Source organism: Paenarthrobacter sp. NPDC089675 (assembly GCF_044749185.1).
GTDB lineage: Bacteria > Actinomycetota > Actinomycetes > Actinomycetales > Micrococcaceae > Arthrobacter.
Genome location: NZ_JBIVHM010000002.1, coordinates 156,136 through 178,831, shown reverse-complemented (window position 1 = coordinate 178,831; position 22,696 = coordinate 156,136). Strand labels below are relative to the sequence as shown.

20 protein-coding genes are annotated in these 22,696 nt (G+C 65.0%); 10 read left to right on the top strand and 10 right to left on the bottom strand.

Annotated elements, in window-relative coordinates; all coding sequences use genetic code 11:
- The first annotated feature begins 165 nt into the window (after window positions 1–165).
- The 5 genes from ACIPY2_RS04920 (at window position 166) to hrpB (ending at window position 6,499) form a co-directional block, all read left to right on the top strand.
- Window positions 166–720 carry a hypothetical protein gene (locus ACIPY2_RS04920; RefSeq protein WP_400265258.1) on the top strand — a complete coding sequence of 185 codons (555 nt, stop codon included), beginning with the start codon at window positions 166–168 and terminating at the stop codon, window positions 718–720.
- Between the two features lie 172 nt (window positions 721–892).
- Window positions 893–1,312 carry a YciI family protein gene (locus tag ACIPY2_RS04915; RefSeq protein WP_400265257.1) on the top strand — a complete coding sequence of 140 codons (420 nt, stop codon included), beginning with the start codon at window positions 893–895 and terminating at the stop codon, window positions 1,310–1,312.
- Between the two features lie 33 nt (window positions 1,313–1,345).
- Window positions 1,346–2,599, top strand: a complete 1,254-nt coding sequence (locus ACIPY2_RS04910) for an RNA polymerase sigma factor (RefSeq protein WP_400265256.1) — start codon at window positions 1,346–1,348, stop codon at window positions 2,597–2,599.
- A 103-nt stretch (window positions 2,600–2,702) separates the two neighbouring features.
- Window positions 2,703–3,746, top strand: coding sequence for an NAD(P)-dependent alcohol dehydrogenase (locus ACIPY2_RS04905; protein WP_400265255.1), 1,044 nt, complete (start codon window positions 2,703–2,705; stop codon window positions 3,744–3,746).
- 125 nt (window positions 3,747–3,871) lie between these two features.
- A complete protein-coding gene (gene hrpB, locus ACIPY2_RS04900; protein WP_400265740.1) occupies window positions 3,872–6,499 on the top strand; it encodes an ATP-dependent helicase HrpB in 2,628 nt (875 codons plus the stop codon).
- Between the two features lie 10 nt (window positions 6,500–6,509).
- On the opposite strand, the gene ACIPY2_RS04895 is transcribed toward hrpB, so the two are convergent.
- Window positions 6,510–8,159 carry an amidohydrolase gene (locus tag ACIPY2_RS04895; protein WP_400265254.1) on the bottom strand — a complete coding sequence of 550 codons (1,650 nt, stop codon included), beginning with the start codon at window positions 8,157–8,159 and terminating at the stop codon, window positions 6,510–6,512.
- The gene (locus tag ACIPY2_RS04890) at window positions 8,149–9,606 is read right to left on the bottom strand and encodes an APC family permease (protein WP_400265253.1); all 1,458 of its coding nucleotides are present in this window, start codon (window positions 9,604–9,606) and stop codon (window positions 8,149–8,151) included. The genes ACIPY2_RS04895 and ACIPY2_RS04890 overlap by 11 nt, the downstream gene beginning before the upstream one ends.
- A gap of 153 nt (window positions 9,607–9,759) precedes the next feature.
- On the opposite strand from ACIPY2_RS04890, the gene ACIPY2_RS04885 reads away from it, so the two are divergent.
- The 3 genes from ACIPY2_RS04885 to ACIPY2_RS04875 all read left to right on the top strand — a co-directional run bounded on the left by ACIPY2_RS04885 (window position 9,760) and on the right by ACIPY2_RS04875 (window position 13,376).
- Window positions 9,760–10,377: a TetR/AcrR family transcriptional regulator C-terminal domain-containing protein gene (locus ACIPY2_RS04885; RefSeq protein WP_400265252.1), complete on the top strand. Its 618-nt coding sequence runs from the start codon at window positions 9,760–9,762 to the stop codon at window positions 10,375–10,377.
- 29 nt (window positions 10,378–10,406) lie between these two features.
- Complete coding sequence (locus ACIPY2_RS04880; protein ID WP_400265251.1) at window positions 10,407–11,162, top strand: M50 family metallopeptidase; 756 nt, start codon at window positions 10,407–10,409, stop codon at window positions 11,160–11,162.
- 111 nt (window positions 11,163–11,273) lie between these two features.
- Window positions 11,274–13,376: an elongation factor G-like protein EF-G2 gene (locus ACIPY2_RS04875; protein WP_400265250.1), complete on the top strand. Its 2,103-nt coding sequence runs from the start codon at window positions 11,274–11,276 to the stop codon at window positions 13,374–13,376.
- On the opposite strand, the gene ACIPY2_RS04870 is transcribed toward ACIPY2_RS04875, so the two are convergent.
- Entirely contained in the window at window positions 13,373–14,038 is a 666-nt protein-coding gene (locus ACIPY2_RS04870; protein WP_400265249.1) for an alpha/beta family hydrolase, read from the bottom strand. The genes ACIPY2_RS04875 and ACIPY2_RS04870 overlap by 4 nt on opposite strands.
- A 119-nt stretch (window positions 14,039–14,157) precedes the next feature.
- On the opposite strand from ACIPY2_RS04870, the gene ligD reads away from it, so the two are divergent.
- Entirely contained in the window at window positions 14,158–15,192 is a 1,035-nt protein-coding gene (gene ligD / locus ACIPY2_RS04865; RefSeq protein ID WP_400265248.1) for a non-homologous end-joining DNA ligase, read from the top strand.
- A 4-nt stretch (window positions 15,193–15,196) separates the two neighbouring features.
- Here the strand turns inward: ligD and ACIPY2_RS04860 are convergent, their stop codons facing one another.
- The 5 genes from ACIPY2_RS04860 to ACIPY2_RS04840 all read right to left on the bottom strand — a co-directional run bounded on the left by ACIPY2_RS04860 (window position 15,197) and on the right by ACIPY2_RS04840 (window position 19,730).
- Entirely contained in the window at window positions 15,197–15,817 is a 621-nt protein-coding gene (locus ACIPY2_RS04860; RefSeq protein WP_400265247.1) for an L-threonylcarbamoyladenylate synthase, read from the bottom strand.
- Window positions 15,818–15,866: 49 nt separating this feature from the next.
- Entirely contained in the window at window positions 15,867–16,718 is an 852-nt protein-coding gene (locus ACIPY2_RS04855) for an ABC transporter permease (protein WP_400265246.1), read from the bottom strand.
- On the bottom strand, window positions 16,708–17,697 hold the full coding sequence (locus ACIPY2_RS04850; protein WP_400265245.1) for an ABC transporter ATP-binding protein: 990 nt from the start codon (window positions 17,695–17,697) through the stop codon (window positions 16,708–16,710). Before ACIPY2_RS04850 ends, ACIPY2_RS04855 begins: the two co-directional genes overlap by 11 nt.
- Entirely contained in the window at window positions 17,672–18,754 is a 1,083-nt protein-coding gene (locus tag ACIPY2_RS04845) for an outer membrane lipoprotein carrier protein LolA (RefSeq protein ID WP_400265244.1), read from the bottom strand. Before ACIPY2_RS04845 ends, ACIPY2_RS04850 begins: the two co-directional genes overlap by 26 nt.
- Before the next feature lie 73 nt (window positions 18,755–18,827).
- Window positions 18,828–19,730, bottom strand: coding sequence for an N-acetylglucosamine kinase (locus ACIPY2_RS04840; RefSeq protein WP_400265243.1), 903 nt, complete (start codon window positions 19,728–19,730; stop codon window positions 18,828–18,830).
- Window positions 19,731–19,843: 113 nt separating this feature from the next.
- Here ACIPY2_RS04840 and ACIPY2_RS04835 point away from each other — a divergent pair, with 113 nt between their 5' ends.
- The gene (locus tag ACIPY2_RS04835) at window positions 19,844–20,566 is read left to right on the top strand and encodes a GntR family transcriptional regulator (protein ID WP_400265242.1); all 723 of its coding nucleotides are present in this window, start codon (window positions 19,844–19,846) and stop codon (window positions 20,564–20,566) included.
- Window positions 20,567–20,588: 22 nt separating this feature from the next.
- Here ACIPY2_RS04835 and ACIPY2_RS04830 read toward each other — a convergent pair whose 3' ends face one another.
- Window positions 20,589–21,440, bottom strand: a complete 852-nt coding sequence (locus ACIPY2_RS04830) for a PaaX family transcriptional regulator C-terminal domain-containing protein (RefSeq protein WP_400265241.1) — start codon at window positions 21,438–21,440, stop codon at window positions 20,589–20,591.
- Window positions 21,437–22,675 (bottom strand): kynureninase, encoded by a 1,239-nt coding sequence (kynU, locus tag ACIPY2_RS04825; RefSeq protein WP_400265240.1) that lies wholly within the window; start codon window positions 22,673–22,675, stop codon window positions 21,437–21,439. Before kynU ends, ACIPY2_RS04830 begins: the two co-directional genes overlap by 4 nt.
- Between the last annotated feature and the right edge of the window lie 21 nt (window positions 22,676–22,696).

Genomic DNA, 22,696 nt, shown 5'->3' with positions numbered 1-22,696 from the left:
CCGCGTGGCCGCCGGTTTCACAGGAAAACTACAGCTTGGAGACAGCCTGGTTTTGGGTACGGGACTCAAACTGAAAGTTGGACGGCGCTAACCGGCTGTCCGCACGTCACCCGCCGCTCGGCGGCGGGAAGCAGTTGTTCCTGGCTGCAAAGTGAGGAGAGGCATATGTCAAAAACGAAGAAGATCACGCTGGGCGTCACCGCTGGAGCGTTGGCCCTGGGCGCCGGCCTGGGCATCACGGGCGTCGCCTCGGCCACCACTACGCCGACGCCCGGTGCAACATCGTCAACCGAAAGTTCACCCCAGGCCGACGGCCAGGGCCGCCATGGCGGGCACTGGCGCGACGGCGGCGGCCAGCTGGCTTCGAAGCTGGCCACCAAGTTGGGAGTTGACCAGGCCAAGGTCACCGACGCCCTGAAGTCGTTCCGTGAAGCCAACAAGCCCACCACGCGTCCGTCAAAAGGCACCGAAGGCGCCAAGCCGGACGGCACGGCACGGGAAGCCGCCCTGGCGAAGTCACTGGCGTCCGCATTGGGCGTCGACGAGTCCAAAGTCACCTCCGCCCTCGACGAGATCCGCTCGGAAGCCCAGGCTAACCGGGCGGCCCAACTAAAGGCGAGGCTGGATAAGGCCGTATCCGAAGGCAAGCTCACGCAGGCCGAAGCGGACGCGGTAACCAAAGCCGTCAACTCCGGAGTCATTGGAGGCGGAGGCCGCTAGAAACAGCTACAGCAACAACGCACGGTAGACAGGATCCCCCGCACGAGCCGGGGGATCCTGTTTGCGTCTGTCAAAAGAATTTCGGCTCCCGTGTCGATTTACCCTCGATCCGTTCGACTTAGTAGTGAGAGGGTCGGAGAGCGACCTTCCGAAACCAAGGAGATTGATTGAAATGGCCAAATACATGCTGATCATGCGGGCAACTGACGAGTCCCTTGCGAACTTCCAGCAAGCCGACTTCAACGAGATGCTGGAAGCCATGGGCAAGTTCAATGACGAGCTCATCCGTGCGGGCGTGCTGCTGGCTGCCGAGGGCCTCGATGACCCGAATGAGGGCGTGGTGGTGGACTTCACCGGCGAGACACCGGTAGTGACGGACGGCCCCTACGGCGAAACAAAGGAGCTGTTTGGCGGCTTCTACATCCTTGATGTCGCCTCCAAGCAGGAAGCCATCGAGTGGGCCAAGCGCGCACCAATGACCGCCGGCACCAAAACCGAGATCCGCCGCGTTCCGAGCATCGACGAATTTCCGCAGGACAACGAGTGGATCAGGAAGGAACGCGCGTGGCGCGAGCAGACCGGACAGCTCTAGCCGCCCCCACGGGCTGCACGAGAGGCCATCCGGGTGGGCAATAACCAAGCGAGGGCCGCCGTCGAGGCAGTGTGGCGAAGTGAATCCGCACGCATTGTCGGCGCCCTCGCGCGCTATACGGGGGACTTTCCGCTTGCGGAGGATCTGGCCCAGGAGGCCGTTGCCGAAGCCCTGGTGTCCTGGGCCGTCAACGGCGTCCCCACCGAGCCTGTCGGCTGGCTCCTCACCGCGGGTCGGCGTCGGGCCATTGACGCGTTCCGGAGGCGCGCCGCGGGGGACGGGAAATTAGCGCTGCTGGCCAATGGCCTCACTGAAGAGGATCCAACCATGGACGCGCTGTTCAACCCTGTCGCCGTCGACGACGACGTGCTGGCGCTGATCTTCATCTCCTGCCACCCCGTCCTGTCCAAGGAATCCCGCATTGCGCTGACGCTCCGCGTGGTGGGTGGCTTGGGGACAGATGAGATTGCCAAAGCTTTCCTGGTTCCGGTTGCTACCATTCAGGCGCGCATAACCCGCGCAAAGAAGACGCTGGCCGCGGCCCATATTCCCTTTGAGGTTCCCGAAGCATCGGAACTGCCGTCCCGGCTCGGCTCGGTGCTGCAGGTTCTCTACTTGATATTCACCGAGGGGTCGTTCGCCAGTGGCGGTGAGGCATGGATGCGCACGGACCTGGCCAATGAGGGCATCCGGCTGGCCCGCGTCCTGGTCCGGCTGGTACCCCAACCGGAGGCTTTCAGCCTGCTGGCGTTGATGGAGTTGACCGCCGCACGCTTTCCTGCCCGGCTGGATTCCGCCGGACACCCGGTCCTGCTGGAAGACCAGGACCGACGGCGGTGGGACCAGTCCGCGATACGCCGCGGAAGGGCGGCACTCACCACGGCCCTGGCCGCGGGCCGGGGGCTCGGCGCGTACGGTTTACAGGCCTCAATCGCCGAATGCCATGCCATCGCCAGGACAACGGGGGACACCGACTGGCCTCGGATCGTCATTCTCTACGAGGCGCTCGGCCGGCTTGCACCGTCTCCGATCGTCGAACTTAACCGGGCCGTCGCCGTCGCCATGGCTTCCGGTCCCGCAGCCGGGCTGGAATTGGTGGACCAACTTGAAGGAAGCGGTGCCCTGAACGGTTCCCACCTTGTCCCGGCAATCCGCGGTGAGCTGCTGACACGCCTTGGCCGTCGGGAAGAAGCCAAGAAGGCCCTCCTTGCCGCCCTGGACAAGTGCTCCAATGCGGCCGAACGCTTCGCATTGGAACGCAAGATCGGAGACCTGGAGCGTGGCTGAACGTGGGTAGGACTCCCGGTCCCAGTTTCAACAGACACTCCCTCAGGCGGAAAAAGTCAGGTTTGATGGAATCATCCACAAAGTTATGACCAGCAGGAGAAACATGCCTACCGCTACCGCATACGCTGCACCCTCGGCCACCGGCGACCTGGCCCTGACCACTATCGAGCGCCGTGAAGTCGGACCGTTCGACGTCCGAATCGATATCAAGTTCGCAGGCATCTGCCACTCGGACATCCACACGGTTCGTGGTGAATGGGGCCCGCAGCAGTACCCGCTGGCACCCGGCCACGAGATCGCCGGCATCGTCAGCGAGGTTGGCTCCGAAGTGACAAAACATAAAGCGGGTGACCGCGTAGGAGTGGGCTGCATGGTCAACTCCTGCAAGGAATGCGCCAACTGCCAAGCCGGGGAGGAGCAGTACTGCCTGAACGGCAACGTGGGCACCTACGCATCAGTCGACCGCGACGGTTCGATCACCCAGGGCGGCTACTCAAGCCACATCGTTGTTAACGAAGACTTCGTGGTCTCCATCCCGGAAGGCCTGGAGCTCGACGTTGCCGCCCCGTTGCTGTGTGCGGGCATCACGACGTACTCGCCTTTGCGCCACTGGAACGCCGGCCCGGGGAAGAAGGTGGCAGTGGTTGGCCTGGGCGGCCTGGGACACATGGCTGTCAAGCTTGCACACGCCATGGGTGCCGAGGTCACCGTCCTTTCGCAGTCACTGAAGAAGATGGAGGATGGCCTGAAGCTCGGCGCGAGCAGCTATTACGCCACTAGCGATGCCGCTACGTTCGAGGAACTCGCGGGCACCTTCGACCTGATCATCAACACTGTCAGTGCCTCGATCGACATCAGCGCCTACCTTCAGCTGCTGGCACTTGACGGCACCTTGGTCAACGTGGGCGCACCCGCTGAACCGCTTCCTGTCAGGGCCGGGGCACTGATCGGCGGACGCCGCTCCTTCGCCGGCTCGGCCATCGGCGGCATTCGCGAAACCCAGGAGATGCTCGATTTCTGTGCCGAGCACGGTCTGGGTGCCGAGATTGAGGTCATTCCCGCAGAGAAGATCAATGAAGCCTACGAGCGTGTGCTGGCTTCGGACGTCCGCTACCGCTTCGTCATCGACGCTGCCACCATCGCATAACAACTGCTGGACAACAGGCCGGGCCGCCCGATTCGGGGCGGCCCGGCCTGCGCGTGTCAACCAGCATGGAAACAAGTGGCTGGAATGCCGGGGAGAATGGTCTGGTGACTTTCAACCTGGACGCCATGGGCAAGGGCCTGGTTTTCGGCGCTTCCCTGGACGCGCTGGCAGCGGCCCTGGCACGTTCGGACGACGCCGGCATGGCAGTAGTGCAGGCACCGCCGGGCACCGGCAAGACCACGCTGGTGCCGCCCCTGGTTGCAAACCTGGTATCCGGGCGTGGTGAGCCTGGACCGCGGGTCATCGTGACCCAACCCAGGAGGGTAGCGGCGCGCTCGGCTGCCCGTCGGTTGGCTGCCCTGGATGCGCAGGCTTCCCCGGATGCGAAGAGCCGGGCCGGCGCATCGAAGGGAGCCCGTGTGGGTTACACCGTCCGGGGAGAATCGACGGCGGGCCCGGCAACGCTGGTGGAATTCGTCACCCCCGGAATCCTCATGCGCCGTCTGCTCAAGGACCCGGGACTGGACGGCGTCCAGGCCGTTGTCCTCGATGAGATTCATGAGCGGGGCCTGGAAACGGATCTGCTCATTGGCATGCTGGCCGAGGTCCGTGAACTGCGCGGGGACCTCATCCTGGTGGCCATGTCAGCAACCGTGGATGCGCCGAGGTTTGCAACCCTGCTGGGACGGACCGCCGAAGACGGTGCGCCCGCACCCGTGGTGGACTGCCCTTCCGCCCTCCACCCCCTAACCGTCGATTGGGTTCCGTCTCCCGCTCCGCGCCTCGACGGACGGGGCGTCTCGCCCGGATTCCTGGACCACGTGGCGCGCACCGCCGCAACGGCACACGCAGAGGCGCTGGACGGCGATCCGCTCGTCGATGCCCTCGTTTTCCTCCCTGGCGCCCGCGAGGTGAACGAGGTGGCTGCGAGGCTCCGCTCCCTGGCCCGTCACGGGACCGAAGTACTGGAGTTGCACGGTCAGGTTGCCCCCAAGCAGCAGGACAGGGCTGTGTCAGGCCGGCCGGCCGGCGGCACGCCACGGATCATCGTCTCCACGGCCCTCGCGGAGTCCTCCCTGACCGTTCCGGGCGTGCGCCTCGTGATAGACGCCGGACTGTCCCGCGAGCCACGCAGGGACGCAGCGCGGGGGATGTCCGGCCTGGTGACGGTGTCCTGTTCAAAGGCGTCGGCGGAGCAACGCGCCGGCCGTGCCGCGCGGCAAGGTCCCGGCAGGGTCGTGCGTTGCTACGACGAGCAGGCCTTTGCCGCCGCGCCGGCCCACCAGACCCCGGAGATCGCCGTCGCCGACCTGACCGGTGCGGCGTTGCTGCTGGCGTGTTGGGGTTCGCCGCGAGGAGAGGGTTTGGCACTCCCGGACCAGCCGCCTGCCGCGGCCATTGACGATGCAGTGGAGGTGTTGCGGGAGCTGGGCGCGATCAGTGCTGACGGGTTCGCTACGGACCTCGGCAAGTCGCTGGCCCTGGTGCCGGTTGATCCCCGGCTGGCAAGGGCACTGCTGGATGGATCAGCGGCGGTGGGCCGGAAGGCAGCAGCCGAGGCTGTGGCCCTCGTATCGGGCGACCAGAGGGCACCGGGTGCAGACCTCGTCAAACTGCTGTCCTCCCTCCACGGAACCGACCCTGCCGCCAAACGCTTTGCCGAGGAGGTCCGGAGGTTGGAAACGCTCACGCTCCGGGAGGCGTCGACGAACGTCCATCTGGTGCCTCCGCAGAAACCCGGCCGGGCAGAGGTGCCCGGTTTCATCGTCGCGCTGGCCTTTCCTGACCGCATCGCAAGGCAGGTCCCGGGCGAAGGCTCTACCTACCTGTTGACGTCCGGAACCCGGGCCGGCCTCCCGGCGGGCAGCTCGCTGGCCGGCCACCAGTGGCTGGCCGTGGCGGAGGTATCCCGGGCCCAAGGGCGCGATGCCGCCGGGACTGGTGCCGTGATCCGTTCGGCAGCCCCGTTATCGGAAGAATTGGCCCGCGCCACGGCTCCCGGTCTCCTTGGCGAGGTTGTCCGGGCCCGCTTCGATGACGGCCGGGTCATTGCTCGGTTGGAACGAAGCCTTGGCGCCATTGTTTTGTCCTCAACGCCGGTGCGCCCCACGCCGGAAGTCGGCCGCAGGGCCGTGGCTGAAGCCTTGGCCAAGAGCGGCTTGGCGACGATTGGGTGGTCGGCCGGTGCAACCGCGCTGCGCCGTCGGCTTGCCCTCCTGCGTCGCGAGTTGGGCGAACCCTGGCCGGACGTCAGCGAACCCGCGCTGCTTGCAGGATTGGACCATTGGTTGGCTCCGGAGCTGGAAGCCTTGGCTGAGGGCAGGGGTGTTGCGTCCATTGATCTTGAAGAGCCCTTGCGCCGACTGCTTCCGTGGCCAGAAGCGGCCGGCTTGGACAGTCTTGTTCCGGAACGCATTGAAGTCCCCAGTGGTTCACGGATCCGCGTGGACTACCCGGATGTTTCCGATCACAGCGACGGCAACGACGACGCTCGGCCGGTTGTTGCGGTCAAGTTGCAGGAATGCTTCGGTTGGGACAGCACTCCCCGGCTGGTCAATGGCAGGGTCCCTGTGCTGTTCCACCTCCTGTCGCCGGCCGGCAGGCCCCTGGCGGTGACAGGCGACCTGGCCTCCTTCTGGTCCGGCCCGTATGCCCAGGTCCGGGCAGAGATGCGTGGGCGGTACCCCAAGCATCCCTGGCCCGAAGACCCCTGGACGGCCACGGCAACTGCGAAGACCAAGAACCGGATGTAGGGCAGCCGGCTCAGCGGAGCCGGTCCAGCATGAACTGCACTTGGCCGTCCACCACTGTTCCAAGCACGGTGCCGGCTGCGAGCGTATCGGGGGAAGCCGTCAGCGGGTCCAGTTCGAAGATCGTGAAGTCTGCCCGTTTGCCTACGGTGATCGAGCCGGAAACGTCCCACAGCCCGGCGGCCTTCGCCGCATGTGAGGTGTAACCCTCCAAGGCCTGCAGTGCCGTCAAAGCCTGGCCGGGTGCAATCGGCTCCTGCTCCGGGTGCCCCGCACGGCGCCGCAGCTGGGCGTCCGCCAGGATGGGCAGCGGCTCGTAGGGTGCAATCGGCCAGTCGGAGCCGATGCCCAGGGTGATTCCCGCTTCCCGGAGGTCACGGCACCGCCAGGCCTGGTCAGCGCGTTCCCTTCCCAGCCGGGTGGACCAGTTGTCGCTGTGGTCCGCCCGGGAGTAGTGCGTGCAGTGTGTTGGCTGCATGCTGGCCACCACCCCGGCTTTCTTGAACCCCTCCACCAACTCGTCCGGGACGGTCTCGATATGTTCAATGCGGTGCACTGTATGCGCGCGGGCAGCTTTGGCGGCCGGCGGAAGCGTACTGAAGGCATTCAATACGTGTTCCACCCCGGCATCCCCGATGGCATGGGTGGCCGTGGGAATTCCCCGGGAGGCAAAATAGTGGACCGCCGCGGCATACTCTTCGGGACGTGGCCAGAAAGGCGCAGTGGATTCGCCATACAGGTCAGGCTCGTAGAGCCAGGCCGTGCCATTGTCGATCGTCCCGTCAACGAACAGCTTGATGGCCTCGATTGCCCAGCGTCGGCCACCTGATCCGACGCTCCGCGCCAAGGCCGCCCAATCGTCTTCCGTCGTCCCGGGCATGCACCACGGCGCCGTCCGCAGCCGGAGCGGCAGGTCGCCGTCGGCTTCGAGGGCGTGAAGCAACGCTGATGTCTCATCGCTGTGGTCCATGACGTGTCCGCCCGTGAGTCCTGAGCGCGCGAAGTCGCGCAGGAGTTCCCCGAGCCTGGACTTACGGTTTTCGAAGGACTCCTGCGGGATGTGCTTTTGTACGAGTTCCATGGCTGCGGCTTCGAGGAGCATGCCCGTGGGCCTGCCGTCTTCCCCGCACACCACCTCGGCCGTCTGGTCGAATTCCCGGGGGCCGCGGATTCCGGCGATCTCCAGTGCCTTGGTGTTGGCCAAGGCCGAGTGACCGTCGAACAACCGGATCAGTGCAGGGCGGTCCGGTGAGATTTCGTCGATCACCGCACGGTGCAGCGGTACCGATCCGAACGCGTTCGGGTTCAGGCCCCATGCACGCAACCATCCGTCGTCGTTGGCGCTCCCGGCGGCAGCAGCCTCCCGCGCAAGCAGCGACCGCACCTCATCCAGGCACTCGGCACCGGAGAGGTCGCAACCAACCGTCAGATCGAGCCCAAAGACGGGGTGGATGTGGCAATCAACCAGGCCTGGCGTGAGGGAAGCGGCGCCGAAGTCCACCACTTGGGTTCCGTCTCCCTGCCAGGTTTGTGCGTCCTGCCGGCTTCCGACGGCGGTGATCACCCCGCCGTTGACGGCGACGGCCTCCACAGGTCCGGAACCGCTTGGACGCTCATCGAGGGTGTGGACGGTGTTGGCGAGGACAATCAGCTCAGGAGTCATGGGTTTCAAAGCTTCCAATACGGTCGAATACTTGGGGTCGGCGGGTACGCAGGCGGCAGGCGATCAGCAGCCCTGCAAGGAATACAAGGGGAGCCACCAGCAGCAGGATGGTGTTGGTCAAAGCGTCGGCGAACGTCAGGAGTTCGATGTTGATGGCGATCAGCGCCACCACTCCGAAGAGCAGGATCGCCGAGGCAACGCTGAGGGGGACGAGCAGCCGGTTGGTGGCCGCTTCCGGGTTCCGGCAAAGGTAAATGAAGGCCGCGACCGAGACCAGGCCCTGCAGGGCAACGATGCCGAAGATGCCCGGGGTATTGACCCAGATCAGCAGTTGCTTGTAAGGGTCGGCGCCCACGACCGCGCAGATGACGATAACGACGGCGGCGAGGATGGTTTGCAACTGCCCCGCGCGGTGCGGGGATTTGTACTTGGGATGCGTTTTGCCGAGGAATGCCGGGAGCACCCCGTCCTTGGCGAGCATGTAGACGTAGCGGTTGATGGCGTTATGGAAGGCGAGCTGCGAGGCGTAGACACTGGTCACGATCAGCACATACATGACCACTTCGGCCCAAGGCCCCACGTACTGGTTGATGGTGGCGAAGAACATTCCGTCTGCCAGCTCGCCGGCCGCCGCGACCACATCTCCGTCACCGTAGGCCTGCACGACGGTCCACACGATAAAGGCGTAGAAGACGGACATGAAACCCACGGCGATGTATGTTGCACGCGGGACGGACCTGTCCGGGTTCCGCGCTTCCCTTCGGTACAGGACCGTCGACTCGAAGCCCATGAATGCCGCGAAACAGATCGCCAGGATGGCCAGCACGCCGGGCGTGAAGGCGTGCTCGGGGGAGAAGGAGGCCGCACTGATTCCGTGTGCCCCGCCGGAGGCGAGGATGCCTGCGCCCATGATGGCAAGGATCGCCGTCTCTGCGATCAGCAGGACGCCGAGCACCTTGGCACCGACGTCGATGCCGCGGTAGCCGAGGAACCACACGGCCGCTATCGCCACCAGGGCCACCGCGGGCCAGGGAACGTCCAGGCCAAACAATGTGTGGAGCATCGCCTGCGTTTGGACTGCGAACAGCCCGTAGACGCCGATTTGGAGGCAGTTGTAGGAGACGATGGCGAGAATGGCCGAGGCAAGCCCCACCGTCTTGCCCATGGCCAGCGTGATGTAGGTGTAAAAGCCGCCAGCGGCTTTGACGTGTTTGGTCATCGCCATGAAGGCCACCGCGAAAACCAGCAGGACTGCACCTGCGATGACGTAACCCATGGGGGCGCCGATGCCCGCTACGCCAATGGCTACGGGGGCCACTCCGGCCATGACGGTCAGGGGAGCGGCGGCAGAAATGACCAGGAAGGCGATGCCGCCCGTGCCGATGGCATTCCGTTTCAGCCCGTTGGCAGCATCCGCTGCCGGGGGGCGGGTTTCAGTGTCAGACATGGGGGTCCTCTTGGCTCTGATGCGGGGAGATCGGGGAGAAAGAAGGCTTTAGCGAAAGCCTTTCGTTTTATCGTAGGGTGTTGTGATTCGTCGCACAATACCCTCGGTACAACTTCTCGCTAGAGTCGTAACAAGACATCTGATTGGAGAAACATGCCCCGCCCTTCCGTTCCACTGATCTCCATTGACGCCCTGGTGACGGCTGCGTTGGACCTGGTGGACGAAGCCGGAGATTTCAGCCTCCCCAAGCTCGCCAAGCGAATCGGTGTGAGCCAGTCCTCGATCTACAACCACGTCAGCGGCCGGGAGGAGATCCTGGAACTGATGCGTGGCAGGATCATTGCCCAGGCGCCGTACAAACTTCACGAAGGTCAGGGTTGGGACGACACCCTGCGCGAGATCGTGCGCAGCTACCGCGACGCCTTCGCCCGGCACCCGCGCCTGGCCCCGCTGATGGTGCTGCAAACGGTGCAGGATCCCCAGGTCCTGGCCCTGTACGAAAACCTCGCAATCGCCCTGGAGGACGCCGGTTTCCACGGACAGGATGTCGTCTCAGCCATCTCCACCATTGACAGCTTCGCCTTGGGGTTCGCCTTGGACCTCGCGGCACCCGAGGTCGTGTGGGCGCCGCCGACGGAAGGGTACCCGGCCCTAACCCAGGCTTTGACCCATTCCGGGCCGGCCGCCCAGCGCGGCAACGCAGCTTTCGATTTTGGCCTGGAAATCCTCGTAGCGGGCCTCAGGTCCCGCCTCCAGCAGTCGGTCTCCTGACTCCCGGACTCGTTGCGTACCATTCGACGGTGACCCAAACCGATATTGATCCCATAGCCCTGCCCCAGGCCTGGTGGGCGGCAGTCGTCCGTGGCTTCACGGACGTCCACACCACGGCCGTGCCCCTGCATGTACTCCTGGCTATTCTTGCCGGGGCCACCTTGCTCAGCATTCCCCGCCTGACCTGGCGCTGGTTCGGCCTCTACGTGACCTTCGTCCATGAACTGGGGCACGCCTACGCCGCGCTGATGACAGGACGTTTTGTCCACAGTCTCCGCATTGGACTGGACCACAGCGGCCGCCTTGTCAGCAGCGGCCGCAGCGCCTTCGGTGCCGCTTGGTCCGGTTTTTGGGGTTATCCGGCACCGGCCGTCGTCGGGCTCGCCCTGATAGCGGCCTTCTCCGCAGGACGGTCCGGAGCCGCCATGTCCATCGGTGCCCTGATCCTGCTCATCTCCCTCGTCTTCCTTCGCAACGCCACAGGAATCCTCGTTGCGGTGGTCAGCGCAGCCATCGCCCAGCTGCTCATCCTTTTCGCAACGCCGGAAATCGTCGACTACGCCGTACTGGCCATTGGAGTCGCACTCTCGGTAGGTGCAGTCCGGGATCTACTCAAGCTCGCGGGCGTCCACACAAGGAGGCGGGAACGGATCCAGTCTTCGGACGCCTGGATCCTGGGCCGTTCCACCGGCGTGCCGGGTTTCGTCTGGATGTCGCTGTTCACGCTGGTCACCGCCGGTTGCGCCGCGACCTCCGGATGGCTGCTCTGGGGGTTGCTCGCATAAGCACAACGGGGCCCTTGCCCTGCGGTCCCCTCAGGGTGTCCAATCCTTGTACACGTTCGAACCGGGCCCGTGTTCGGACCTCATGCTTGGATACGACACCAGGAGGTGCCCATGTCCGCGAAGGGCACTCGTGAAGCGGCCAAGGCGGCCGGGTCAGGGAATGCCGAACCCCGCCGCACCGATACCGGCGTAGCCCTTACGCCCAATGATCCTGCCAAGATCCGTAACGTGGCGCTCGCGGGACACTCGGGAGCGGGAAAGTCGCTCCTGGTCGAAGCCCTGCTTGCGGCAACCGGGGCCATCAGCCGGATGGGAACCATCACCGACGGAAACACCGTCAGCGACTCCGACCCCTCCGCGATCCACCAGCAACGTTCCGTGACGCTGTCCGTTGCGCCGATCCTGGTGGGTGATGTCAAGGTCAACCTCATCGACACCCCGGGTTACAGCGATTTCACCGGCGAGTTGCGCGCCGGACTGAGGGCCGCGGATGCGGCCCTTTTTGTTGTCTCGGCCATCGAGGGGATCGACGGCGCAACGGTCGCCCTCTGGGAGGAATGTGCACGGATCCGGTTGCCCCGAGCGGTGGTTGTCACCAAGCTGGACCATCCGCGGGCGGACTTCCGTGCCGCCGTCGGGCGTTGCCAGGAAGCGTTCGGGGAGCAAGTACTGCCGTTGTACCTCCCGGCCGGGGACCAGGTTGTCGGCGTGCTGCAGGGCCCGCCGGTGGATGCCGGCATCGAAGCCGACTTGGAGGAAGCGAGGGGTCCGCTGATCGAGGGCATCATCGCAGAAAGCGAAGACGAGACGCTCATGGACCGCTACCTCGGAGGCGAGGAACTGCCGTTGGCGGACCTCATCGCGGACCTGGAGACGGCCGTGGCCCGCGGAAGTTTCCATCCGGTCATGCCGGTCTCGGCAGAGACCGGGCAAGGCCTGGTCGAACTGATGTCACTGCTCACAGATGCCATGCCGTCCCCGTTGGAGCGCCCGGCACCGCTGGCGATGAAATTGGACGGATCGGCACTGAAGCCACTTGGTTCCCACCCGGACGGGCCACTCGCCGGGGAGGTGGTCCGGACCACGGTTGATCCCTTCCTGGGCAGGGTGTGCCTGGTCAGGGTCTTTTCCGGGACCCTGCGGGAAGATTCTCCTATCCATATAGGCGGCAGGGGCCTGGCCGACCGGGGCCATGAAGACCACGACAGCGACGAACGCGTAACGCACTTGTATTCGCCTGTCGGGTCCAGCTTGAAGGCGGTTCCCTTCTGCATAGCCGGCGATATTTGCGCCATCAGCAAGCTCGTGGCAGCGGAAACAGGCGACACCGTTTCGGACCGGGACCAACCGCTCCTGCTCGAGACGTGGAATATCCCCGAGCCGCTGATGCCGGTTGCCGTGGAGGGCGCTTCACGCAGCGACGAGGACGCCCTGGCCAAGAGCATCGGAAAGATAGCCGCGGCAGATCCCACGCTGAGGGTTGAACGGAACCAGGACACCCATCAGCTCATCCTTTGGTGCATGGGGGAGGCACATGCGGAGGTGGTCCTGGACCGGTTACGAGGTCAGGGCGTCAAGCTGCAGACAGTCGACGTCATCACACCGTTGCGGGAGACGTTCGCGTCGAAGGCTTCCGGGCACGGTCGGCACGTCAAGCAATCCGGCGGACATGGCCAGTTCGCCATCTGCGACATCGAGGTGGAGCCACTCCCGCGCGGTGAGGGTTTCCAGTTCGTGGACAGGATTGTTGGCGGAGTCATTCCGGCAACGTTTGTGGCGTCCGTGGAAAAGGGCGTGCGGGCCCAGATGCTCAAGGGTGTCGCCGAGGGGTTCCCGGTGGTAGACATCAAGGTCACCTTGGTGGGCGGCAAAACCCACAGCGTCGATTCTTCCGACGCCGCCTTCCAGTCCGCCGGCGCCCTGGCCCTCCGTGAGGCGGCCGCCGCCGCAAAGATCCAGCTCCTGGAGCCGGTATCGAGCGTGACCGTCAGTGTCCCGGATGAGTATGTGGGGACGGTCATGAGTGATCTCTCCGGCCGAAGGGGACGCGTCACGGGCACCGACGCTGCCCCTGGGCAAGGAGCGGAAATCAGCGCGGAGGTTCCCGACCAGGAGCTCTTGCGCTACGCCATTGAACTGCGAGCATTGACGGCGGGTACGGGGCGGTTCAAGCGGACGTACCTGCGGCATGAGCCCGTGCCCGGGAGGAACTAGCTGAGCTCCTTCAGGAAGCGGGCCACCTCGGGGGCGAGTGAGGCCCCTACCTCGGCCGCGCCGCGCTTCAGGCCTTTGACCGCGAACGAGTGGTCTCCGCCTTCCTTCCACTGGAGTGTCGCCGTCGGACCTATGCGGGAGACGACGGATTCCAGGAGCTCCGGGGTGGCGAACGTGTCGCGGGTGCCCTGCAGGAAGAGCATCGGAACAGTGACGCCATAGAGGTGTTCGTCGCGCAGCTTCTCCGGCTTGCCGGGCGCGTGCAGCGGATAGCCAAGAAAAACAAGACCGGTTGCGGGCATGCCCTCGGCCACCGCCATGGAGGCCATGCGGCCGCCAAAGGACTTTCCTGCCGCCCAGAGGGGTTCGCCATCGGAGAGCTCAGCCGCCTTGTCCATGGCCGCGCGCCAGGTGGCGATGGCCGCCGGCGGCCGGTCCGGGAACCGCCGTCCGGCCTCGCGGTAAGGGAAGTTGAAGCGCAGTGTCGCCACCTCCTCGGCGGCCAGGGCTTGCGCGAAGCCTTGGAGGAAGGGGTGCTCCATTCCGGCTCCCGCGCCATGGGCCAGCACAAGGGTGGCAACCGGGTTACCGGGCCGGATGTGGAGGCCGGATACAACAGAGTCGTTGACAGCGAAGGTCAGGGGAGTTTCAACGGCGGGCATGTATCAATCATGCTGCAACCCGGCCGGGGGACGTGTGCCGGCCAGGCGGTGGGGGAGAAATTTCCTGAAATGCCGCCTGCCTGCAGACGTGCGCCGTGCCGACGCGGTAGCTTGTGGCCATGGCGAGCGAATCAACGACCCTTACCGTGCCCGGCCCTGAAGGTCCCCGCGAAGTGCGGATCTCAAGCCCAAGCCGCGTGCTCTGGCCCGAAGCAGGGCTGACCAAACTGGACCTTGCCAACTACCTCGCTGCCGTTGGCGAGGCCTTTGTCGCAGCCAACGGAAACCGTCCTGTCAGCCTCCAGCGCTACTCGGGCAATATCGAGGGCGATATGTTCTTCTCGAAGAACCCGCCAAAAGGCGCGCCGGACTACATCCGGTCGGTCATGGTGACATACCCCAGTGCCCGATCGCATCCCCAACTGGTGATCGATGAGCCTGCCGCAGCTGTGTGGGCTGCCCAAATGAACACGGTTGTTTTCCACCCCTGGGCCTCGCGGGCCGATGATCCGGATAACCCGGACCAACTTCGCATCGACCTTGACCCGCAGCCGGGAACGGACTTCGCGGATGCGATCCCCGCAGCGCAGGAGCTCCGGAAAGTCTTGGACGAAGCAGGACTGACAGCCTTCATCAAGACGTCCGGAAACCGTGGCCTGCATGTCTACGCGCCAATCCATCCCCAGCACGAGTTCCTGGATGTGCGCCATGCCGTGATCGCCGCCGGCCGGGAACTGGAACGGCGGATGCCGGACAAGGTCACCACTGCGTGGTGGAAAGAAGAACGCGGCACCCGGATCTTCGTGGACTTCAACCAGGCCAACCGGGACCGGACCATCGCAGGGGCGTACAGTCCGCGGGCCGTTCCGCAGGCCCAGGTTTCCTGTCCGCTGACCTGGGATGAACTGGAGAATGCGGACCCGGCCAGGTACACCATCAAGACCGTCCCCCAACGCCTGCAGGAAATGGGGGACCCGTGGGCTGCAATGCACCGGAAGCCCGGCGATATCGACGTCCTCCTTCAGTGGTGGGAGAAGGACGTTGAGAACGGGCAGGGTGAAATGCCCTTCCCGCCCGAATTCCCCAAGATGCCGGGTGAGCCCATGCGAGTGCAGCCGAGCCGGGCACGCAAGCCCGAAGAACAGTCGGGCTAAGGTCCTATTCGAACCTGGAAGGATCGCCGGTGCCCCGCCGGACCACTTCGGCTACGCCGCTGGAGAAGTCGATGACGGTGGTTGGTTCCGAGCCCGTGTCACCCGAATCGATCACGCCGTCCACCTCGTTGTCGAGGCGTTCCTTGATCTCCCAACCCTGCGTCAACGGTTCCTCCTGGTCCGGCAGGAGCAGGGTGCTGGAGAGAAGTGGCTCGCCCAGCTCAGCCAGGATCGCCTGGACCACCTTGTGGTCAGGGATGCGGACCCCCACCGTCTTCTTCTTGGGATGAAGCAGTCGTTTGGGAACTTCACGGGTGGCCGGCAGGATGAACGTATAGCTGCCTGGGGTCACGGCTTTGATGCTGCGGAACACATCGTTGTCCAGCATGACGAACTGGCCCATCTGCGCGAAGTCCTTGCAGACCAGGGTGAAATGGTGCTTGTCGTCAAGGTGGCGGATGGTCCGTATCCGGTCCAGTGCCTCCCTGTTGCCAATTTGCGCACCCAGTGCATAGCAGGAGTCGGTGGGGTAGGCGATCAGTCCGCCGTTCTGCACCATGTTCACCACTTGGCCGATGGCTCGGGGCTGGGGGTCTACGGGGTGGACGTCAAAGAATCTGGCCATGGGAAGAGCCTACGTCACACCCGGCCCGTAACGCCCCTGGCATGCGGCGTCAGGACAAGACGTCCTTGTTGGAGAACCTGGCATATGCCAAGGCTCCGCAGGCCAGGAGATAGCCTCCCTGCAGCAAGGCATTATCGCCGAAGGAGTCCCAGGAGACGGGCTGCCGCAAGAGGTCGGCGAATCCCAGCCAGTGGTGGCTGAACAGCCACGGATGCAGCCACTCCAGTTGTGGCAGGTTGTCCAGGACCTGGGAAACGACGGCAAGGACGATTGTTGCCGCCATGGCTCCGACGGGCACGTCGGTGAAGGTTGAAATGAGGAGCCCTATGGCGGATAAGCCAAGCAATGAAACCGTGATGTAGGCAGCAATGAGCAGCGCCCGCGCCGCGGACTCGCCCACGCTGATGGTGTCACCGGAGAGCAGCGTCACGGGACCGACCGGGAAAAGGACGACGCCGGCAATCGCACCTGCCGCAGCTACGGCCAGCGTTGCGGCACAACAGAACGCGACGGCCCCGGCGTACTTCACCAGGAGCAGCCGGACCCGGCCCGCAGGCGCCAGCAGGAGGTATCGCAGTGTTCCCAGGCCGGCTTCCCCGGCGATGGTGTCTCCTGCCGTCACGCCAACCGTCAGGGGCAAGAACAGTGGAACGCAGACCACCATGGCTGTCACTGCAACGAAAAGACCGTTCTGGCTCACCCGGTCGAGGAACAGCGGCCCCCGTCCGGGCGGCACTTGCCGCGCTGAAAGCCTGACTGCGACGGCGATCAGCACTGGTACGGCGGCCAATGCAAGCAGCATTGCCCAGGTCCGCACCCTGCGGAACAGCACAGAAAGTTCCGAACCAAGGAGGGCCCAACCCGCGGTTCGGACGCCGGGCCCGGCAGTCTCATCCGGCAACGTCGAACCCCTCTCCGGTCAGCGAAACATATCGGTCCTCGAGGCTGGCATTTTCCACTGCGAAGCCGCGGACGCGCACGCCCCCCGCTACGAGGGCGGCAACCACCGCCTCGGGTTCCAGGCCGTCAAGCCGTGTCCCGACCACACCTCCGGGCGCCGGATCCGAGACCATTCCAAGGTGAGCCAGGACGCGGGCCGCGGCGTCGGCGTCGGGCGTTTTCACCAGTACCTGGGCCTGGCCGCCGCTCCGCAGTTCCTGCAGCGGCCCCTGCGCCACAAGCCTGCCGGCGCTCATGACCCCGATGTGGGTGCACATTTGTTCCACTTCGGCCAGCAGGTGGCTTGAGACGAACACGGTGGTGCCTCGCGCTGCAAGGGACCGGACCAGGCCGCGGACTTCCCGTGTGCCTTGGGGATCGAGTCCGTTGGTTGGCTCGTCAAGGACCAGCAGTTCACGCGGCCTGAGCAGCGCGTTGGCCAGGCCAAGGCGCTGCTTCATCCCCAGGGAGTAGGCGCGTACCTTCTTTCCCGCCGCATGACTGAGCCCCACCTGTTCAAGCGCTTCCGCGACCCGCCGTCGCCGGGTCGCGGAAGAAGCGTGCCTGTCTGCCGCATCCAGGCGCATCAGGTTGGCGGATCCGGAAAGGAAGGGATAGAAGCCCGGACCCTCCACCAGCGCACCAACGTCGGGGAGCACGGTGGCGAGGTTGGCGGGCATCTGCTTGCCCAGGACTTTGATCTCGCCCTTATCGGCAGCAGCCAGGCCGAGCAGCATCCGTATGGTGGTGGTCTTCCCGGAGCCGTTCGGCCCGAGGAAACCAAACACCGAGCCGTCGGGAACGGCCAAGTCGATGCCGTCCACGGCCAGGCGATGTCCGAAGCGCTTCGATAGTCCCCTCGTCTCGATCGCCAGGCCGGTGCTGCCTCCGATTGGACCGGCCCCTTCGAGGGGGTCAGTCGGCGGCGGCGGCTGACTCAAGTCGGTCCAAAGGAACCATGCCCGCGAAGACGCGGCCGTCGTCGAGAACCAGGATGTTGACCAGCGCCGTTGTCAGGGCCCGTCCACCCTTGACCGGCTGGAGTGTCTGGGAGATCTGCGGATTCGCAAATACCGCGGTCGGCAAAGCCCTGGCCGGGAGCGACACCACGGAATCCCAGCCGATGCCGCTGGTTTTTATGGCGTGCTTGGATGGTGGCGGGCTGCCGGCGGGCTTGGAGTTACTTGACGGCAGGGACTGCTCCGTTACCTTGGCCCCTGCCGGCGGCACGAAGGTGAAGAGGGACGCCTCCGGTGCCCCCAGTTGGAGCTCCGTATAGGACAGCGAGAAAGCGGGTTCGGACTGTCCTTTGGCCCGGACGGTGATTGCAAGCGGAAGGCCGGTTTCCGCATCCACGTTAATGGAAGCCGAGTCCACCAGGGTACCGGCGCTGCGGGGTTTCAAGAGCAAGGTGTAGGCGCTGCGCCCTGCCACCGTGGCCGGTTCACCCGGCGTGGCTTCCGTACTGTCGTCAATGGCCGTAAGCATCCGCTTGGCGAGGGATTCCGGACTGACGGCCTGCGACGTCGGGCCCTGCGTGTCAGCTGGTCCATCCGTGCCGCCGGATCCGCTGCGTGCCGGAAGTGTGGTGTGGACGGCGCTGTTGTCCGCCGAGTTGTAGAACCATGCATCGGCTCCGTTCACCACTACATCCCGCTCGGCCAAGGCGTCGAGTATCTGGAGACGTACTTTGGACGGCGCATCGACATAGACACGCGCCTCGTGCGTACCAGCCAGCAAACCGAGGAGCGAAGCGGCACCGGGTTCCGCCGATGGTCCGGGGCCAGGGAGTTGCGGCAGCCCGAGGTTGGCAACCTGCGAAACCTTGCCCGAGAGTGCCCGGACGTCCGTTTTGACCGCCATGGCAATGATTTCCTCAGCCGATTTCGGCGGAAGGGAGGGCGACGCACCGGCTTGGACGGAACCCACAAGGACGGCCGCCAGGAGCGCAAGGGGAATCAGGAAAGCCGGGAGCCACCGCTGCTTTGCCCGCGCCATCTTTACCGGCCACCCCTCGTGAAAGGCATAAGACCAGACTACTCCGCAAGGGCCGGGGGATCACTGGGAAGGTTCAGTCATTCAGAAGGCCGGCGGCGATCTTAACGGCCCCGCGGACCGGTGAGTCGTGCAGGATGCGAACGGCGGAAGGGTCCTCGAGAGAGAGCTTGCGCGCCACGGCGCCGGCAAGCTGCTGCTGGTTTTTCAAGAGCCCGCCTGCCATGACTACGGGAAGATCGAGGCCAAGCTCGCCAAGGACCTGGCGGGCGAGGGTGGCCAAAGAGTGGGCGGCTTCGGCCTGGATGCGTACGGCTGCGGAGTCCCCTTCGACGGCCAGCTCCAGCACCAGCGGCGCAAGGCTTGCCCAGTGGTCGGGTTCCGGCTTGGCGTAGAAGAAGTCCATCAACTGCAGCGCGTCGCCGCTGGCCGTGGCTCCCAGGAGTGCTTTGACCAAGGTGCCCGGTTCGAGTCCGGCGTAATGTTCGCGGAGCGCCTCCCGGACGGCATCGCGCACCACCGAGTAGCCCCCGCCTTCGTCGCCGAGGAGGTAGCCGAAGCCCCCGCTCCTTGCTTCCTTTCCCTCAGTGTTGCGCCCCCAGGCAACGGAACCCGTCCCTGCGACCAGCACGACGCCGGCGTCGAGGTCCGCAGCCGCGAGGATGATTCGGGTGTCGTGGACCACTTCGATCCTGGCGCCGGGAAAGTGCTGTGCGAGCAGGCCGGTGAGGACTGCGCGGCTTGCAGGTGTATCCGCTCCTGCAGCACCGGCGCAGACCACCTCAACGCCGTCGCCTGTAGCAGCAGCGATGCGCCGGAGTACTGCATCGACTCCTTGGTGACCCACGGACGAGAGGTTGGCGCTGGACTCCGTCAGCGCCGGAGCCTCGGTGTCACCGCCACCCTGCGAGCCAAGTTCGGAGCGGAGGGCATGCGTTCGGGACCCACCGATGTGCAGGCCGAGCACCGCCGGGCTCATGGAGCCACCGTTGCTTCTTTGGGGGAGTGCTGTGCAAGGCGCATGGCGGACCTTCCTCTTCTGCTCGACTCGGACTAGATTGGCATAGACCAATATTCGTGTCCACAGGTAGGATGTCCAATTTGTCCGCCGACGCCGCTCCGCCCAAGTATTACGTCCTGAAAACCGAGGTACTGTCGCTCATTGCCGGTATGCCGCCAGGCACCCTCATTCCTGCTGAGCGGGCGCTGGCGGAGACGTACAAGACATCGCGGACTACGGTCCGCCAGGCAATCAGCGAGCTGGTGGCCGAAGGAAGGCTCGGCCGTATCCAGGGGCACGGCACTTTCGTGGCGCCCCCGAAGATAACCCACGTCCGTCAATTGACCTCCTTCTCCGACGATGCCATCAACCAAGGGCGGCGCCCCGATTCCAAGCTGCTGGGATTGTCCGTCGTCAAAGCCGATGCAGAGGTCGCCGCGCGGCTTGGGCTACCCCACGGGGCCGCGGTGACCCGGCTGGAACGCCTTAGGCTTATCGACGGCGAGGCACTGGCGCACGAGGTGGCCTTTTTGCCCGGCGAATTGCCCCGGTTCAGATCCAGCCTTGCCCGGGCCGGCTCGCTGTATTCGGTCCTGGCGACGGAATACGGCATGACGATCAGTGAGGTGGAAGATACGGTCGAAACCGCTTTGGCCGCCCCCGAAGACGTTCGGCTGCTCGGCATTGAAATGGGCGCACCGATGTTGGTGGTCCACCGTTTGGCCCGCGATGACGCCGGCAAGGCCGTGGAATGGACCCGCAGCTCCTTCCGGGGCGACCGGTTCCGTTTTATTTCGCGGGTAAAGACCGGCTGAAAACCGCTGAATCGGACGGATCCTAAGATTCGCCCTCTCGAAGGACTCTCTGCACGAAGTCTGCGCTGGGTCCCGAGTAGGCCTGCCGGATGCGTCCGAACAGCTCGGCCGCCGCGGCCCCGGGCCAGTCATCGGGCAGGAAAGTTGCGGGTAGTCCGGGATCCAAATAAGGAATGATCCGCCAACTGTCGATGCTTCTGACGTAGGTGGCGAAGGACCGAGCATCAGCCACCGGAACGGCTCCGTCTGCAAGTTCGGAAGCTTGCTGATGCTGCTTGAGGAAGTCCCGGTGCAAGGCCGCCACGGCATCAAGCTCCCACCATTTGGCTGCGGCTTCCTGCAGGGTCCCTTCAACCAGGGGTTCGCGGGCGACAAATATTGTGGCCATCCCGCGCAACTGAAGGTCGTCCAGGATCTCTTTCACTTCGTCCCGGAGGCTGTCAGGGCAGATCCACAGGCCGGCCGCAACCGTTCCGCACCCTATCCAATGCAGGCGGCGTCGCAGTTGGTGTCGCTTTTCCCGTTCCGTTTCCGGGATGGAAAACGAGACCAGGCACCAGGGGTCGGCGGGTGCCATGCTGCGGGGCGTAAAGATCCTACGGTCGCCGCGGGCAAGCATGGCGGCCGCGCCCCCGGTCAAGGTAAATCCGGCCGCGTCCCCCCTCATTTCCTGCAGCAAGACACCCTTTTTGCGCAATCTACCCAGGGCTGTACGGGCTACAGTCCCGGACGTTCCAAGGGCCTCCATGAGTGAGACCAGGGATTTGGTGGGCATCCAACCGCCCGCCTCGCGTAAGTACAGTCCGATTACAGTACGCATCAGCGACGTGGTGCTCCCGGGCCGGGAGTCCATGTCGTCAAGGACAGCGCTCACTTCAGTTCGAGGAGGACGTCGCGGATTGCCGTCACTCCCAACTCCACTTCGGCATAGCTTGTACTCAGCGGGGACAAACCGATACGCAGGCCATGCGGGGGGCGGAAGTCGGGGATGACGCCGCGTTCCCACAGCCGCGCGGTGACGTCGGCGAACAGTGGGTGGTCCACGGTGATGTGCGAGCCGCGTTCGGCGGTATTGCGCGGGCTGACGATCTCGACGCCGTTGGGTACCAAAAACTCTTCGGCGAGGGTGATTGCATATTCGGTGAGCTTGATGGACTTGGCCCTGACGGCATCCATGCCCACCGAAGCGATCAGTTCCACCATGTCCTTTATGGGCTGCATGGCAAGGACCGGGGGAGTGCCAGTGATGAAGCGCCGGATCCCTCGGGCAGGCGCGTAGGCCGCTGTCATGCCGAAGGGGTTGTCTGCGCCCATCCAGCCCCAGATGGGCTGCTGGAGTTCTGCCTGGCGGCCCTTGTTGACATAGGCGAAAGCGGGCGAGCCTGGTCCGCCGTTGAGGTACTTGTAGGTGCAGCCCACAGCAAGGTCGACATCCCAGGCATCCAGTTCCAGCGGCACTGAGCCAACAGAGTGGCAGAGATCCCACAACATCAGGGCCCCTGCTTGGTGGACCTTGGCGGTGATCGCCTTTGCGTCGGCAAGGAACCCGGACCGGTAGGCAACATGGCTGAGGACAACGACGGCGGTCCGCTCGCCCAGGAGCCCGTCCAGGTCCGCCTCGCGGACGCCGCTGGCCGGGTTGGATGCGATCCACTTGATGGTGGCGCCGCGTTCGGCGGCAATGCCTTCGATGATGAAGCGGTCGGTGGGGAAGTTGTCCCGGTCAATCACGATCTCGTCGCGGCCAGGCCGTGCATCCACCGCTGCGCGGATCAGCTTGTAGAGCATCACCGAGGTGGAGTCGCCCACGGTGACCTGGCCGGCAGCTGCGCCGAGGGTCACTTCACCGATGCGGTCTCCTACGCGGGTGGGCTCGTCCATCCACTGCTCGTCCCAGCCGCGGATGAGGCGGCTGCCCCAGGCCTCTTCAACGAACTTGGGCAGGTTCTCCGCTGTGACCTTGAGGGGCCTTCCCAGTGAGTTGCCGTCCAGGTATGAGGTGAGCTGCCCGGCGTCGGGGGTGTAAAAGGCCTCCCGCAGCGCGGCAAGGGGATCGGCGGCGTCGAGTTCGGCTGATGAAAGCCTCGGGGTCTGCTGTGCGATGGTCAAGGGGTGCTCCTGCGGAAATTC

Coding starts and splice junctions, on each gene's coding strand:
- ACIPY2_RS04920 (WP_400265258.1), top strand. CDS start 166: ATGTCAAAAACGAAGAAGATCACGCTGGGCGTCACCGCTGGAGCGTTG.
- ACIPY2_RS04915 (WP_400265257.1), top strand. CDS start 893: ATGGCCAAATACATGCTGATCATGCGGGCAACTGACGAGTCCCTTGCG.
- ACIPY2_RS04905 (WP_400265255.1), top strand. CDS start 2,703: ATGCCTACCGCTACCGCATACGCTGCACCCTCGGCCACCGGCGACCTG.
- hrpB (WP_400265740.1), top strand. CDS start 3,872: ATGGGCAAGGGCCTGGTTTTCGGCGCTTCCCTGGACGCGCTGGCAGCG.
- ACIPY2_RS04895 (WP_400265254.1), bottom strand. CDS start 8,159: ATGACTCCTGAGCTGATTGTCCTCGCCAACACCGTCCACACCCTCGAT.
- ACIPY2_RS04890 (WP_400265253.1), bottom strand. CDS start 9,606: ATGTCTGACACTGAAACCCGCCCCCCGGCAGCGGATGCTGCCAACGGG.
- ACIPY2_RS04885 (WP_400265252.1), top strand. CDS start 9,760: ATGCCCCGCCCTTCCGTTCCACTGATCTCCATTGACGCCCTGGTGACG.
- ACIPY2_RS04875 (WP_400265250.1), top strand. CDS start 11,274: ATGTCCGCGAAGGGCACTCGTGAAGCGGCCAAGGCGGCCGGGTCAGGG.
- ACIPY2_RS04870 (WP_400265249.1), bottom strand. CDS start 14,038: ATGCCCGCCGTTGAAACTCCCCTGACCTTCGCTGTCAACGACTCTGTT.
- ligD (WP_400265248.1), top strand. CDS start 14,158: ATGGCGAGCGAATCAACGACCCTTACCGTGCCCGGCCCTGAAGGTCCC.
- ACIPY2_RS04860 (WP_400265247.1), bottom strand. CDS start 15,817: ATGGCCAGATTCTTTGACGTCCACCCCGTAGACCCCCAGCCCCGAGCC.
- ACIPY2_RS04845 (WP_400265244.1), bottom strand. CDS start 18,754: ATGGCGCGGGCAAAGCAGCGGTGGCTCCCGGCTTTCCTGATTCCCCTT.
- ACIPY2_RS04840 (WP_400265243.1), bottom strand. CDS start 19,730: ATGAGCCCGGCGGTGCTCGGCCTGCACATCGGTGGGTCCCGAACGCAT.
- ACIPY2_RS04835 (WP_400265242.1), top strand. CDS start 19,844: ATGTCCAATTTGTCCGCCGACGCCGCTCCGCCCAAGTATTACGTCCTG.